Origin of the sequence: Pelomonas sp. Root1444 (assembly GCF_001426885.1) — a bacterium.
Lineage (GTDB): Bacteria > Pseudomonadota > Gammaproteobacteria > Burkholderiales > Burkholderiaceae_C > Pelomonas.
In genome coordinates, this window is sequence record NZ_LMFP01000028.1 from 1,096,174 (window position 1) to 1,109,827 (window position 13,654).

7 protein-coding genes, 1 tRNA gene and 1 pseudogene are annotated in these 13,654 nt (G+C 69.2%); 4 read left to right on the forward strand and 5 right to left on the reverse strand.

Features of this window, described 5'->3' with window-relative positions; translation table 11 throughout:
- From ASD35_RS28630 to ompR, 4 genes and pseudogenes are all read right to left on the reverse strand, one after another.
- A pseudogene (locus tag ASD35_RS28630) lies at window positions 1–3,112 on the reverse strand (TonB-dependent receptor); the annotation flags it as partial.
- Window positions 3,113–3,341: 229 nt separating this feature from the next.
- Window positions 3,342–6,215, reverse strand: coding sequence for a family 43 glycosylhydrolase (locus tag ASD35_RS22665; RefSeq protein ID WP_157275713.1), 2,874 nt, complete (start codon window positions 6,213–6,215; stop codon window positions 3,342–3,344).
- A 259-nt stretch (window positions 6,216–6,474) separates the two neighbouring features.
- Window positions 6,475–7,794 (reverse strand): ATP-binding protein, encoded by a 1,320-nt coding sequence (locus ASD35_RS22670; protein WP_056877178.1) that lies wholly within the window; start codon window positions 7,792–7,794, stop codon window positions 6,475–6,477.
- Window positions 7,795–7,897: 103 nt separating this feature from the next.
- The gene (gene ompR / locus ASD35_RS22675; protein ID WP_056877179.1) at window positions 7,898–8,632 is read right to left on the reverse strand and encodes a two-component system response regulator OmpR; all 735 of its coding nucleotides are present in this window, start codon (window positions 8,630–8,632) and stop codon (window positions 7,898–7,900) included.
- 131 nt (window positions 8,633–8,763) lie between these two features.
- Between ompR and ASD35_RS22680 the strand changes: the two genes are divergently transcribed.
- Window positions 8,764–9,462 (forward strand): SIMPL domain-containing protein, encoded by a 699-nt coding sequence (locus ASD35_RS22680; protein ID WP_056877180.1) that lies wholly within the window; start codon window positions 8,764–8,766, stop codon window positions 9,460–9,462.
- 33 nt (window positions 9,463–9,495) lie between these two features.
- Here the strand turns inward: ASD35_RS22680 and ASD35_RS22685 are convergent, their stop codons facing one another.
- A complete protein-coding gene (locus ASD35_RS22685) occupies window positions 9,496–10,266 on the reverse strand; it encodes a 3-hydroxybutyrate dehydrogenase (RefSeq protein ID WP_056877181.1) in 771 nt (256 codons plus the stop codon).
- 48 nt (window positions 10,267–10,314) lie between these two features.
- Here ASD35_RS22685 and ASD35_RS22690 point away from each other — a divergent pair, with 48 nt between their 5' ends.
- The 3 genes from ASD35_RS22690 (at window position 10,315) to ASD35_RS22700 (ending at window position 13,583) form a co-directional block, all read left to right on the forward strand.
- Window positions 10,315–11,199, forward strand: coding sequence for an alpha/beta fold hydrolase (locus ASD35_RS22690; protein ID WP_056877182.1), 885 nt, complete (start codon window positions 10,315–10,317; stop codon window positions 11,197–11,199).
- Window positions 11,196–13,472, forward strand: a complete 2,277-nt coding sequence (locus ASD35_RS22695) for a bifunctional (p)ppGpp synthetase/guanosine-3',5'-bis(diphosphate) 3'-pyrophosphohydrolase (RefSeq protein ID WP_056877183.1) — start codon at window positions 11,196–11,198, stop codon at window positions 13,470–13,472. The genes ASD35_RS22690 and ASD35_RS22695 overlap by 4 nt, the downstream gene beginning before the upstream one ends.
- A gap of 34 nt (window positions 13,473–13,506) precedes the next feature.
- A tRNA-Val gene (locus ASD35_RS22700) sits at window positions 13,507–13,583 on the forward strand.
- Window positions 13,584–13,654 lie beyond the last annotated feature (71 nt).

Genomic DNA, 13,654 nt, shown 5'->3' on the forward strand with positions numbered 1-13,654 from the left:
GGCCCGGCTTGTACTCGTCGAACACCGCACCGGGGAATTGCACATAGGTGCGGCTGATCGCGTCGGTGGCGTTCCACACGCTCAGGTTGATGCTGGTGTCGTACTGGAAGCCGAAGGCCTGCTTCAGGTTGATGCCGGCCGAGGCGTCGATCTGGGTGCGCGCCGTCGTCCACATGTACGTGCCAGGCGAGGACAGGCCGACGCTGGCGTTGACGATGTGTTCCGAGGCGTACTGGCGCGACACGCGGAAGCTCAGGCCGTTGCGCTCGTAGTAGACGGTCAGGTTGTTGGTGCGCGGCGGCACGCCGGCCACGGGGAGCGCGTTGGGCAGCGAGTCGGTCTGCTTGGTGTAGGTGTAGTTGGCCGTGAAGCCGAAGCCCTTGACCGGCAGCATGTCCAGCGGCTGCTGCCAGGTGAGCTCCACACCGCGCACCTTGAGCTTGTCGGCGATGTTGATCGGCTCGGTGATCTCCACCAGGTGCTTGTCGCGGCCGCCGCTGGCGTTGACCGCCTGCTGCTGCGCGTCCGTCAGGCCGATGGTGCCGTAGATCGCATCGAGCTGGGCCAGCGTGTAGGTCCGCAGGCGCGAGGCCGGGCGGCCCGTCAAGTCCTTGCCGAAGCCGCTGACTGCCACATAGGCCTCACGGCTCATGTAGTACTCCAGCGCCAGGTCGAAATTGTTGGCCTTGAAGGGCTTGAGGCTGGGATTGGTCAGGTTGCCCTGGCGAGCGCCCTGGTCGCCGATGGAAACGCGCGTCTGGCGCAGGTCGGCCGGGTTGGCGCGCGTCATGGACTTGGACGCCGACGCGCGGGCGATCAGGTCCGGCATCAGGTTGTAGGCCAGCGTGAACGAGGGCAGCAGGTTGGTGTACTTGATGGACTCGTAGGCCCACACGCCGGTGTTGTCGTACAGGCCGCCGTTGGTCAGCGTGGCATTGCGCGGGTCGGCCTGGGCGGTCACCTCGCCGATGGTCTGCAGCGTGTCGGTGAAGCGCAGGCCGGCGTTGTAGCGCAGCGTGCGGTTGAAGGGGCGCAGCACGCCGCTGACCTCGGCATAGGCCGCGTCGACCACCTCGCGGATGTAGCCGCCGCTGCCATTGTTGAAGCCCTTGCGGATGTTGTCGCGGAAATACTGGTAGTCGGTGTCCTTCGCGAACTTGTCCCAGTTGACGGTGATGAAGCCCTGGTTGGAGGCCATCGCGTACTCGGGCACCCGTGAGTTGGGGACGACGGAACCCAGGTAGGCCAGCGCCGGCGCGCCGGCGGTCGAGCCGGTGCCGAAGCCCGGGTAGGCCGTCGCGGGCACCGCGCCGGTGGTGGTGCGGCCGTCGCAGCCGGGCGACTGCAGCTGCGTGTTGGGCTGGAAGAAGCGGTAGTTCATGTTGCCGCCGCAGGCGACGTTCATCCAGGCGTCGGCCACGCCGTAGCTGCGGTAGCGGCGCTCGATGTCGTCGCGCGCCACGCCGGCCTTGACGTTGAACTTCTCGTCGCCCCACTTCACGTTCAGGCGGCCACCATCGGTCGTGTTGCGGCGGTCGTAGAGGTCCATGCGCAGGCCCGACAGGCCCTGCCCGGCCTGGTACCAGCCGAAGTTGGTCGGGTCGTTGATGTTGAGGTTGCTGCCGTAGATCGGCAGCTCGCCGGTGCGCGAGTTGTCGTAGGTGATGACGGAGTTGGGCGAGCGCGTGGCCAGCAGCACCGTGGGCATGTCACGGTAGAAGTCGCTGTAGGTCATGTTGAAGTGCGCGTCTATCGTCCAGTCGTCGTTGGGGCGCAGCTCGAATCCGGGGTTGAAGCTCCAGAACTTGGTCTTCTCCTCCATCGGCCGGAACTCCAGCGACCAGAAGGTGTTGGCGAAGGTGGCCTTGGTCAGCACGCAGCCGCTGGTGCAGTCGCTGCGGTCGAACTCCATGCCGATGGGGATGGGCGTGTTCGCACGGGTGCCGGCGTTCATCGCGTTGTAGGTCATCTTGTTGGACTTCTCGGCGGCCATCATGTCGAGGTAGAGGTCCCACTTCTCGTTGGGGCGCCACTGCAGGCTGACCACGCCGCTGGCGCGCTCGCGCTCGCCTTCGTAGTTCAGGTGGCGGCCCAGGCGGCCCATCAGCGCGTTGTCGATCTGCTTGATGTTGGCGCCCGGGTTCAGCGCCAGCAGCATGTCGCGGTTGATCTGCGCGCCGGGCACGAGGATGGGGCGGGCGAAGGCCGGCAGGTCGGCCAGCGCCAGGCCGGACGGCACCGTGTCGGGCGTGGACTGCGAGCCGCCGCCGGTGTTGTTGGGGTTGTCGCTGGCCAGCGCCTGGAAGGACTTGAGCTGGAAGTTGCGCATGTCCACCGTCTGGAAGCCGGTGGTCCTGTACTTGGTGTGGCCCCAGGCCGCGCCGACGAGGGCGCCGAACTCGCCGAAGGTGCTGGAGCGCCAGGTGTTGCTGACCAGCGCCGAGCCGGTATCGCTCAGCTTGCCCACCGTCTCGCGGTAGTTGCCGCTGAGCGTGAAGGCCGAGCGGAAGCCCTGCTTGTCGAAAGGCCGCACGCTGCGCATGTCGACCGTGCCGGCGATGCCGCCTTCCAGGATGCTGGCGCGCTGGCTCTTGTAGACCGTCGCGCTGCGGAACAGCTCCGACGGCAGGAAGTCCATGTCGACCTCACGGTTGGCGCTGATGTTGCCGCCCCAGGAGCCGGCCGAGGCCGACGCCATCGGCGCGCCGTTCAGCAGCACGCGGGTGAAGTTGGCGCCCATGCCGCGGATGGAGATGTTCATGCCCTCGCCGTCGATGGTGGCGCGGTTCACGCGCACGCCGGGGACGCGGGACAGCGAGTCGGCGATGCTGGCATCGGGGAACTTGCCGATGTCCTCGGCGAACACGGTCTCGCTCAGGCCCACGTCCTCGCGCTTCTCACGGGCCGAATTGGCCAGCGAGCTGCGATAGCCGGTGACGGTCACGGTGTCCAGCGTGTTGGCCCTGGCCTGCGGGGCCGAAGCCGCGGCGGCGGGTGCGACAGGGGTCTGCGCATAGGCGTGGCCGATCATCGCGGCGAGCGCCGTGGTAGCGAACACGTCACGTGCCCGGGCCATGCGGCGCTGCCCAGCGCCCATCGAAACTCCACTCATGTCTCTCTCCTGTTTTGGCCCTGGCGGGCCTTTTGCTGTATGCGCTGCGACGGCGGCAGCCTGGCTCAAATATTGGTTATCAAACAGAAATTGTTAACGCAATCATTTCAGTCTAGCCCTGCCGATTCTGTGCAGAGCCATGGTTTTCCCGAGGCGCGAAACGGCTGTGGCTTTGATGCCTAAAACGCTGTTTCACCGCCGCCGTCGCATCGCGCCCGGCGGCCCGGCGTCAAGGCCCCAGGGGCTCGAAATCGACCCACGCGAAGTCCGCCACCGCGGGCGCCGCTGTCGCGCTGAAGGCGAAGAGACCCAGGTAGACGCCGGTGAAGCCGGTCGAGGTCTCGGTGGAGAGCTGGTGCGTCGGAATGCGGCACAGCGGCTGCCAGTCGCGCCCGTGGTTTGCCCGGCGCCAGGCCAGCGTGTACTGGCTGGGCTCGGCCAGCACCTGCAGTTGCATCGGGCCGGGCGGCACGGCGGCGCTGGCGAGCACGCGCGGCTGGCCGTTCAGCTGCTGCAGGCATTCGACGCGCCGCGCGGGCCCGCCCGTCAGGCGCAGCAACGCATGGTGGGATTCGTTCATCCGCAGCGCCAGGCCGGCGGCATCGCGGGCATCCGTCGGGTTGAAGTCCAGCTGCGTGGCAAAACGCTGGTTCAGGCGCTCCTGGCGCCGCCCCATGAAGGCCGGCGTGCCGATGGCGTCCAGCCCGGTGCGGCCACCGATGAGCCGCAACTGGCCCGGGCGGGCGGTCAGCGACCAGCGCTCTTTCGCGAAGGTGCGCAGGAAGGCCCAGTGCGGCGGCAGCTTGCGGTCGGGGGCGAAGGTCTCGCGCACCGGCGGCTGCGGCCAGGGCGCCCAACCGGGCAGGCCGCGCGTCGGCTGGGGCTGCGCCAGCATGCGGTTCTGGCCGAACTCGGGCCAGCCGTCCGCACGCCAGCGCACCGGTGCCAACAGCGTCTCCCGGCCGATGTGGTGGTGGCGCCCGCCGTCGGCGGCTTGCGGCCGGATGGCCAGCAGCGTGGCCCACCACTGACCCTGCGGCGTGGTCACCAGGTCCGCATGGCCCAGCGCCTGGAAGGGATGGTCGGGCAGGTTGCGGTGCGTCAGCACGGGGTTGTCCGGGTGCGGCTCGAACGGGCCCCACGGCGAGCGCGAGCGCGCCATCGTGATGCGGTGGTCGTACGACGTGCCACCCTCGGCGATCATCAGGTAGTACCAGCCGTTGCGCTTGTACAGGTGCGGTCCTTCGGGCCAGATGCCGCCCATGCCTTTCCACACCAGCCGCGGCTCCTCCAGCAAGCGGCCGGTCTTCAGGTCGACACGGGCCTGGTAGACACCGCCGTCGCGGCCGCCGCCATGGCGCGTGTAGTAGACGGTGCCGTCGTCATCGAAGAAGAACGACGGGTCCATGCCGAAGACCGGCTCCGGCAGCCGCACCGGGTCGGACCATTCGCCGGCCGGGTCGCTGGCGGTGATGAAGAAGTTGCCGATGCCCTCGACATCGGTGGTCACGATGTAGAAGCGGCCGGCCTCGCAGCGGATGGTGGGCGCGAAGATGGCCTTGGAGCTCTTGCGGCCGACGAAGCTGATCTGGCTCTCGCGCGACAAGGCGTTGCCGACGAGGCGCCAATGCACCAGGTCGCGGCTGTGATAGACCGGCAGGCCGGGCAGGTACTCGAAGGTGCTGGTGACGAGATAGAAATCCTCGCCGGCCCGGCAGACGCTGGGGTCGGAGGCGAATCCGCTGATGACCGGGTTGTCGAACGTGGCCGGCATTGCCGCGGCCGAGGCGGCGCCTCCCTGGCCGCAGCGGCGGTCGAGAAACGCCAGCGGGAATGCATCCGCCATCGCGCGGTAGCCGGCCATCGACGGATGCAGGCCGTCGGCGTCGAGTTCGGCGCGCAGGTGCGTGGGGCGGGCGGGGTCGCGCGCCAGCGCGTCGAAGTCCAGCACGGCGTCGAAGCCGGCCTGCCGTATCCAGTCGTTGAGCGCCTGCCGGTCCGCCTCGTTCTCGGGCTTGGGCTGGTAGTAGCCGCTGCCGCCGTAAGGCATCACGGTGCCGACCATCAGGCAGACACCGCGCTCGCGGGCGCGCCGCGCCATCGCGTCAAAGCCAGCCTTCAACTCGCCCAGCAAGGCGGCGCGAGACTCCGGCGTCGTCGCCCGGCCACGATGGCTGATGCCGAGGTCGTTCACACCGATCATCACCACGGCATGGGTGGCACCGGTGCGGTCCAGCACGTCGCGGTCGAAGCGCGACAACACATGCGGGCCCAGGCCGTCGCGCAACAGCCGGTTGCCGCCAATGCCCGTGTTCACCACGGCCGCATCGCGCGCTGCGGCAACCAGGCGCCGGGCCAGCATGTCCGTCCAGCGCTGGTAACTGCCCGGCGCCACGCCGTAGCCGTCGGTGATGGAGTCGCCGATGGCGACCAGCACGGGCTGGGGCGCCGCGACCCTCACATCCACCGCCGCCAGATGCCACCAGCCGTCGCGTGCGGCCGCCTCGGGCCACCGGGCCACATCGGCCTGGTTGCCCGCCACCGCCCAACTGCTGATGCGCGAGCCCGGGTGCACCGTCGCGATGGCAGGCTCGGCGCGCAGGTAGGTCTGCACCGCCAGGTCGGCCAGCCGCGGCACCGCCATTTCCACCGGGTCGCTCCAGGCCTCCGCGCCGGGCGCAAGGATCAGGTCGCGGCGCCCGCCGAAGGTCAACGCGCGCAGGCTGCCGGCCTGCAGCACGGGCGCTGCCGCACCGTCCGTCGCCGGCTGGACCATCGCCACGCTGGCCGCGCCGACCTCCAGCGGTTCCCGGCCGAAGGCATTGCTCAGCCGCACGCGCACCGCCCGGCCCGCCGCAGTCACACGCACCACCTGGCGCACCGTGGCCTCCCGCAGCGGCTGCTGCCAGACAGCCGGCACCGGCTTGCCCCCGCTGGCCTCGCCCGCGGCCGGGGCCCGCTGGTCCAGCTGGGCGCTGCCCCAAGCGGCCACCCAGCGGCCGGTGTCAGGTGGCGTCTCGCCCGGCCGCAGCGCGCACCCGGCAACCAGCAGCGCCACGCCGACGGCCATGCTCCACACGGCAGTTCCGAGTCGATTCGACACGCTCACGTCGTCTCCAGATTGTTATGCGTATCAATTAATGATAGCGATAACAATAACGGGGAGCGTGAGCGGGTTTGTACTTAAACGAGGCGCCGACGCGAGCGCGGCCGGGCCCCCTCCGGGCCGAGCGCCGGGCCGCTCCCAAGCCGGCCCGCGCTGGCGATGCTTGAGGCTCGATGCCGCAAGCATCGTCGTTCACCAAGGGGACCGACCAGACTCGCTCGCGTCCAGCGATGCGAGTCTGGGCGAGGGGGCAGCATCACCCAGCTTGCAGCTTCAACACCGTGATGAGCCCGCCGCCCTCGGCGTTGCTGATGGACAGCTGGCCGCCCAGGCGCTGGACGGACTTCTCGACGATGGCCAGGCCCAGGCCCGCGCCGCTGGCTGCGGTGCGCGCCGCGTCGCCACGGTAGAACGGCGTCGTCAGGCGCGCCAGGCGGTCGGGCGGCACGCCAGGGCCATGGTCGCGCACACGCAGTTCCACCCAGGCGCCCTGGCGTGTCGCGCTGACGTCCACGCGCGCCGGCTCGCCCGGCTGGTGGCCGTAGCGGCGCGCGTTCTCGAACAGGTTGAGCAGCACGCGGCCCAGCTCCGTGTCGTCGACGAACACCTTCAACGCTGAACTGACCTGCACGCGGAAGCGGATCTGGTCCGGGTCGCGGAAGCCCTGCACCTCGCGCTCGACGACGTCGCTCAGCCGCGTCTCGCGCAGCTGGGTCTCGTTGGGCCGCGCATAGTCCATGAACTTGCTGATGATGGCATCCAACTGGTCGATGTCCTGCGCCATGAAATGACGGGCCTGCTCGTCGCTGACGCTCATCTCCGTCTCCAGCCGCAGCCGCGCCAGCGGCGTGCGCAGGTCGTGCGAGATGCCGGCCAGCATGACGGCGCGGTCCTCCTCCAGCTTGGCCAGCTCGCGGGCCATGCGGTTGAAGCCCATGTTGACCTCGCGGATCTCGCTGGTCATCGTCGTCTCGTCCAGGCGCGAGTCATATTCGCCGTCACGGATGCGCCCGGCCGCGTCGGCCAGCTCGCGCAGCGGCTGGTTGATGAGGCGCGCGATCAGCGCCGAGCCCACCACGGTGGCCAGCAGCGCGATCAGCACCCACCACCAGTTGGTGGTCAGCGAGACGGACAGCGGCGTCGCGCTGGTGCGCAGCCAGAAGGCGTCCTCACCGACGATGTAGCGCACCCAGAGGCCCGACCGATCGTTGACGCTGCGCGCAATGACGGTGTCCGGCCCCAGCGTATGCGCCAGTTCGGCCGCGAGCTTCTTGGCGAAGGGGCTGGTGTCGTAGGGCAGCCAGCGGTCACTGGTCTCCGCGACGCGCACCTGCACCGTGTCGCCGCGCGACATCGACGTGATGACGGCCACGCGGTTGATCGGGTCGGTGTGCTCCAGCGCGATGCGGCTGAGCTTGACGAGGCCGGCCAGTTGCTCGGCCGCCTCCAGCGCCCGTGGCTCGGCCTCCAGCGCCTTGAAGGTCTGCTGCCAGGCCAGCACTGCGCCGGCCAGGAGCAGCGCCAGCCAGGCAAAGGTGCGCCAGAAGAGGTTGAGCGCGAGATGAGGACGGGCCATGTACTAGATTCGGATGCAACCACTGAGGCCCGGAGCCACCGAGATAACTCCCATCCGGGCTGTCTCAGTGCCTCGGTGATTGCGTTCCCGGGATGGCTGCCGGTCAGCTGTTCTCGTCGGGAACGAAGACATAGCCCACGCCCCAGACGGTCTGGATGTAGCGCGGCTGCGCCGGGTCGGCCTCCAGCATCTTGCGCAGGCGCGAGATCTGCACGTCCAGGCTGCGGTCGAACGGCTCGAACTCGCGGCCGCGGGCCAGTTGCGCCAGCTTGTCGCGCGACAACGGCTGGCGCGGGTGGCGCACCAGCGTCTTGAGCATCGAGAACTCGCCGGTCGTCAGCGGCAGCTGTTCACCGTTCTTGGTCAGCCGGCGCAGCGCCAGGTCGAATTCGAACGGGCCGAAAGTCACCGTCATCGGCTCCTTGCTCGGCGCGCCCGGGGCCTCGGGCGGCGGGCGGCGGCGCAGCACGGCATTGATGCGGGCCAGCAGCTCACGCGGGTTGAAGGGCTTGGCGAGGTAGTCGTCGGCGCCGACCTCCAGGCCGACGATGCGGTCCACGTCCTCCACCTTGGCCGTCAGCATGATGATGGGCGTCTGGTCGTTGGCTGCACGCAGGCGGCGGCAGACGGTCAGACCGTCCTCGCCCGGCAGCATCAAGTCCAGCACGATGAGATCCACGGTCTCGCGCGTCAGCTGCTTGTTCAATGCCCGGCTGTCTTCGGCCAGCAGGACGTCGAAGCCTTCCTGGGTCAGATAGCGGCGCAGGAGGTCACGGATGCGGGCGTCGTCATCGACGACAAGGATTCGGTTCTGGCGCGGGTTCGCGGTGCTGTTCATCGCGGTTCCTGAATTTGTAACAGCGCCATTGTGTTCAGGTTTGAAACCCCGGCTTGTAGGACAGCAGGCATGGGTTACAGATCGTTGCGATCTGGGCCGCTAAGCTGAACTGTTGTTCTTGAAGGAGTCTTATGCGTGCATTCGCCGTTGGTCTTTCCGTCCTTTCCCTGTCGCTGTGCGCTGCGGCGCAGGCCGCCGATGCGCCGCGCGAGCGGCTGAGCCTGTCGGCCAGCGCCACCGCCGAGGTCACGCGCGACGTGCTGGGCATCAGCTTCTCGACCACACGTGAAGGCCCCGAGGCCGCCGCCGTGCAGGGTGCGCTGAAACAGGCGCTGGATGCCGCGCTTGCCGAGGCTCGCAAGGTCGCCAAGCCGGGCCAGGTCGACGTGCAGACCGGCGGCTTCTCGCTCTACCCGCGGCATGACCCCAAGACCGGCAAGATCAATGGCTGGCAAGGCAGCGCGGAGCTGCAGGTCGAAGGCCGCGACACGGCGGCCATCGCGCAACTGGCCGGTCGCATCAACACGCTGAGCATCGCCCGCGTCGGCTACAGCCTGTCGCGCGAATCGCGCGAGAAGGCCGAGTCGGACATCACCGCCCAGGCCATCGCCCGCTACCGCGCCAAGGCGGCGGATTACGCCAAGCTGTTCGGCTACGGCGGCTATGTCGTCGGCGACGTCAACATCGCCAGCGATGAGGGCGCCGGCGCGCCGCGGCCCATGCTGGCCATGCGCATGAAAGCAGAGATGGCCGACGCGGCACTCCCGACCGAAGCCGGCAAGGCCACGGTGACGGTGAACGTCAGCGGCTCGGTACAGCTCACGAAATGACGCCCTGGGCTCGGCGGGCGCCCCAAGTCAACGTCAGACGGCGGTCCAGCCGCCGTCCATCGCCCAGGCCTGGCCCCGCACGTTGATCGCGGCGTCCGAGCACAGGAAGACCGTCAGCGCGCCCAGCTCGTCCGGCGTCGTGAACTGCAGCGAAGGCTGCTTCTCGGTCAGCAGCCGGCGCTTGGCCTCTTCGTTGTCCACGCCGTCCTTCGCGGCCAGCGCATCGACCTGCTTCTGCACCAGCGGCGTCAGCACCCAACCCGGGCAGACGGCGTTGACGGTGACCGGCGTCGTCGCCGTCTCCAGTGCGATGCTCTTCGTGAAGCCGACCAGGCCGTGCTTGGCCGCGACATAGGCGGACTTCTGCGCGGATGCGACCAGGCCGTGGGTGGAGGCGATGTTGACGATGCGGCCCCAGCCCTTCTTGAGCATGCCCGGCAGCGCCAGCCGTGTCGTGTGGAAGGCCGAGCTGAGGTTGATGGCAATGATGGCGTCCCATTTCTCGACCGGGAAGTCCTCGACCTTCGCCACATGCTGGATGCCGGCGTTGTTGACCAGGATGTCGATGCCGCCGAACTCGGCGTCCGCATAGGCCACCATGGCCGCGATGTCGTCGGGTTTGCTCATGTCGGCGCCGTGATAGCCGACCTTGACGCCGAGCGCCGCGACCTCGGCCTTCGGGCCTTCGACGTCGCCGAAGCCGTTCAGGATCACATGGGCGCCCTGGCGCGCCAGCGCCAGGGCGATGCCCAGCCCGATGCCGCTGGTGGAGCCGGTGACGAGGGCGGTTTTGCCTTTCAACATGGAAGAGTCCTTGCTGGTTGCTACGATGAATTCGAGAAGGACACCATCATGACCGAACCCCGCTTGAAATTTGTGACCTGCCTGGACGCCACCGGCCTGCACCGGATGGCGTACTGGGAGTGGGCGGGCCCGAGTGCGGACGCGCCGGTGCTGGTCTGCGTGCACGGCCTGTCGCGTCAGGGGCGCGATTTCGACGCGCTCGCGCGCGTCATGAGCGCACGCTGGCGCGTCGTCTGCCCCGATGTCGTCGGCCGCGGCCGCTCCGACTGGCTGCGCCAGCCCAGCGGCTACCAGATCCCTGCGTACGTGTCCGACATGGTGGCACTGCTCGCGCGGCTCGACGTCGAGCAGGTTGACTGGGTCGGCACCTCCATGGGCGGCTTGATCGGCCTGGGCCTGGCCGCGCTGCCGCGGCCGGAAGGCGTGCCCTGCCCCATCCGCCGGCTGGTACTCAACGATGTCGGGCCGAGCATCCAGTTCGAGGCCTTGCAGCGCATTGGTGCCTACCTGGGCAAGGCGCCGCGCTTCGCGTCGCTGGAAGAGGGCGCGGCCTACCTGCGCAGCATCGCGCCGGGCTTCGGCCCGCACACCGACGAGGAATGGCGGGCGCTGTCCGCGCCGCTGTTCCGCGAAGAGGACGGCAAGGGCTGGAAGCTGCACTACGACCCCGCCATCGCCCTGCCCTTCGCCGCCATCACGCCCGAAGTCGCCGCGGCCGGCGAGGCGGCGCTGTGGTCGGCCTATGACGCGCTGCGCTGCCCCACGCTGCTGATCCGCGGCGCCGAGTCGGACCTGCTCAGCAGCGAGACGGCGCGCGCCATGACGCAGCGCGGGCCGAACGCCCGGCTCGTGGAGCTGCCCGGCGTCGGCCATGCACCGACCCTGATCCACGACGACCAGATCGCCATCGTGAGGGACTTCCTCAGCACATGAAGACCGGCTCGATGTCCGAGGGCGCTGCGACCGCGCCCATCGTCGCGCTGCTCGACGCCGGTGCGGCACATTCCAACGCCGAAGTCGTCCGCGCGCGCGCCTTCGCCGAGCCGCTGCTGGCCGCGGAGCAGCTCGATACGGGCGAGAACGCGCTGGCACACGCCGACGGCGTCGCCGCGATCCTGCACGCCGTGGGCGCTGCCCAGGAGCTGCAGGCCGCCGCCTACCTCGTCTATGCGGGCGACTTCCTGAACAAGCCCGAAGAGGTGGTCGCCAAGGCCTTCGGCGACAGCTACGCCAGCCTGGTCACGCACACGCGCCGCCTCGTGCAGCTGCAGCGCGCGGCGCGCGATGCCAAGGTGCAGACCGACCGCCGCGCCGACATCCGCGCCGAGCAGACCGAGCGCGTGCGCAAGATGCTGCTGGCGTTTTCGCGCGACCTGCGCGTGGTCATGCTGCGCCTGGCCTCGCGGCTGCAGACGCTGCGCTGGTACGCCGCCAGCAAGCAGCCCTGCCCGCGCGAGCTGGCCGACGAATCGCAGGCCGTGTTCGCGCCGCTGGCCAACCGGCTGGGCATCTGGCAGATCAAGTGGGAGCTGGAGGACCTGGCCTTCCGCTTTCGCGAGCCCGACAGCTACAAGGCGCTGGCCAAGGCCTTGCACGAGACGCGTGTCGAGCGCGAGCAGCGCATCGAGGCCGCGCGCGCGGCCCTGCAGGCCGACCTCTACGCGCAAGGCATCGCCGCCGAGGTGCAGGGCCGCCCCAAGCACCTCTACAGCATCCACAAGAAGATGCAGGGCAAGGCCTTGGCGCTGGACCGCGTCTTCGACTTGCGGGCGCTGCGTGTCATCGTCGCGAGCGTGGCCGACTGCTATGCGGCGCTGGCACGGCTGCACGAGGTCTGCACGCCCGTGCCGGGCGAGTTCGACGACTACATCGCCAAGCCCAAGCCCAACGGCTACCAGTCGCTGCACACCGTCGTGCTGGGCGCCGACGGCCGCGCGATGGAGGTGCAGATCCGCACGCGCGAGATGCACGACCACGCTGAGCACGGCGTGGCCGCGCACTGGGCCTACAAGGAGGCGGGCGCGCGCGGCTACGCCGGTGTCAGTGCAGCTGGCGAGTTCGAGGAGCAGGTCGCCCGCGCCCGCAAGGCCGTGCTCAACCAGCTGCTGGCCTGGGAGCGCGACACCGCGCAAGGCGACGGCGGCACGGGCGATGACGGGTTCAGCGACCGCATCTACGTCTTCACGCCGCAGGCCACCATCGTCGAGCTGGCGGCCGGTGCGACGCCGGTGGACTTCGCCTACGCCGTGCACACCGACCTCGGCCATCGCTGCCGCGGCGCCCGCATCGACGGCCAGATGCTGCCGCTGAACACGCCGCTGCAAAGCGGCCAGACGGTGGAGATCGTGGCGGCCAAGGAGGGTGGGCCGTCGCTGGACTGGCTCAACCCCGAGCTGGGCTACCTGCAGAGCCAGCGCTCGCGCGCCAAGGTGCGCGCCTGGTTCAACGCGCAGCAGCAGGCGGCGACCGTGGCCAAGGGCCGTGAGCTGGTCGAGAAGCTGCTGCAGCGCGAAGGCAAGACGGCGCTCAAGCTCGACGAGCTGGCCTCGCGCCTGGGCTTCAAGGGTGCCGATGCGCTGTTCGAGGTGGTCGGCAAGGACGAGTATTCGCTGCGCAACATCGAGCTGCTGTTGCGCCCGCCCGAGCCGGTCGCCGACGAGGACGAGCTGCTGGCGCAGCGCCACACGCGCAGCGCCAGCAGCGTGGGCACGGGCGGGCGCGGCGGCGTGCTGGTCGTCGGCATCGACTCGCTGCTGACGACGCTGTCACGCTGCTGCCGGCCCGCGCCGCCCGACGCCATCCAGGGCTTCGTCACGCGCGGCAAGGGCGTGGCCATCCACCGCAGCGACTGCAGCAACCTCGCCGAGATGAAGCGCCGCTCGCCGGAGCGCGTCATCGCGGTGGCCTGGGGCGGCGGCGAGAGCGTCGGCAAGGGCGCGCCGGTCTACCCGGTCGACGTGCTGGTCGAAGCCGGCGACCGGCAGGGCCTGCTGCGCGACGTGCTGGAAATCTTCGCCAAGGAGAAGATGAACGTCGTCGCGGTGAACACGCAGTCGCTCAAGCCGGGCGCCGTCAAACCCAAGGCCGGCGGCGGCGACACGGCCTGGATGAGCTTCACGCTGGAGCTGTCGGACGCCACCAAGCTGGCCAAGGTGTTGCGCGAGCTCTGCGCCATTTCCGGCGTGCGTTCCGCGCGTCGCAAGTGACCCGAAAAACTTCTGCTATAGTGCGCAGCTCTTCAGGCGCGTAGCTCAGTTGGTTAGAGCACCACCTTGACATGGTGGGGGTCGTTGGTTCGAATCCAATCGCGCCTACCAAATTCGGTAGGAACAGGAAGCACCCGGCGGCAACGCCCGGTGCTTTTTTGTTGCCTGTCTGCAGCGGGCGG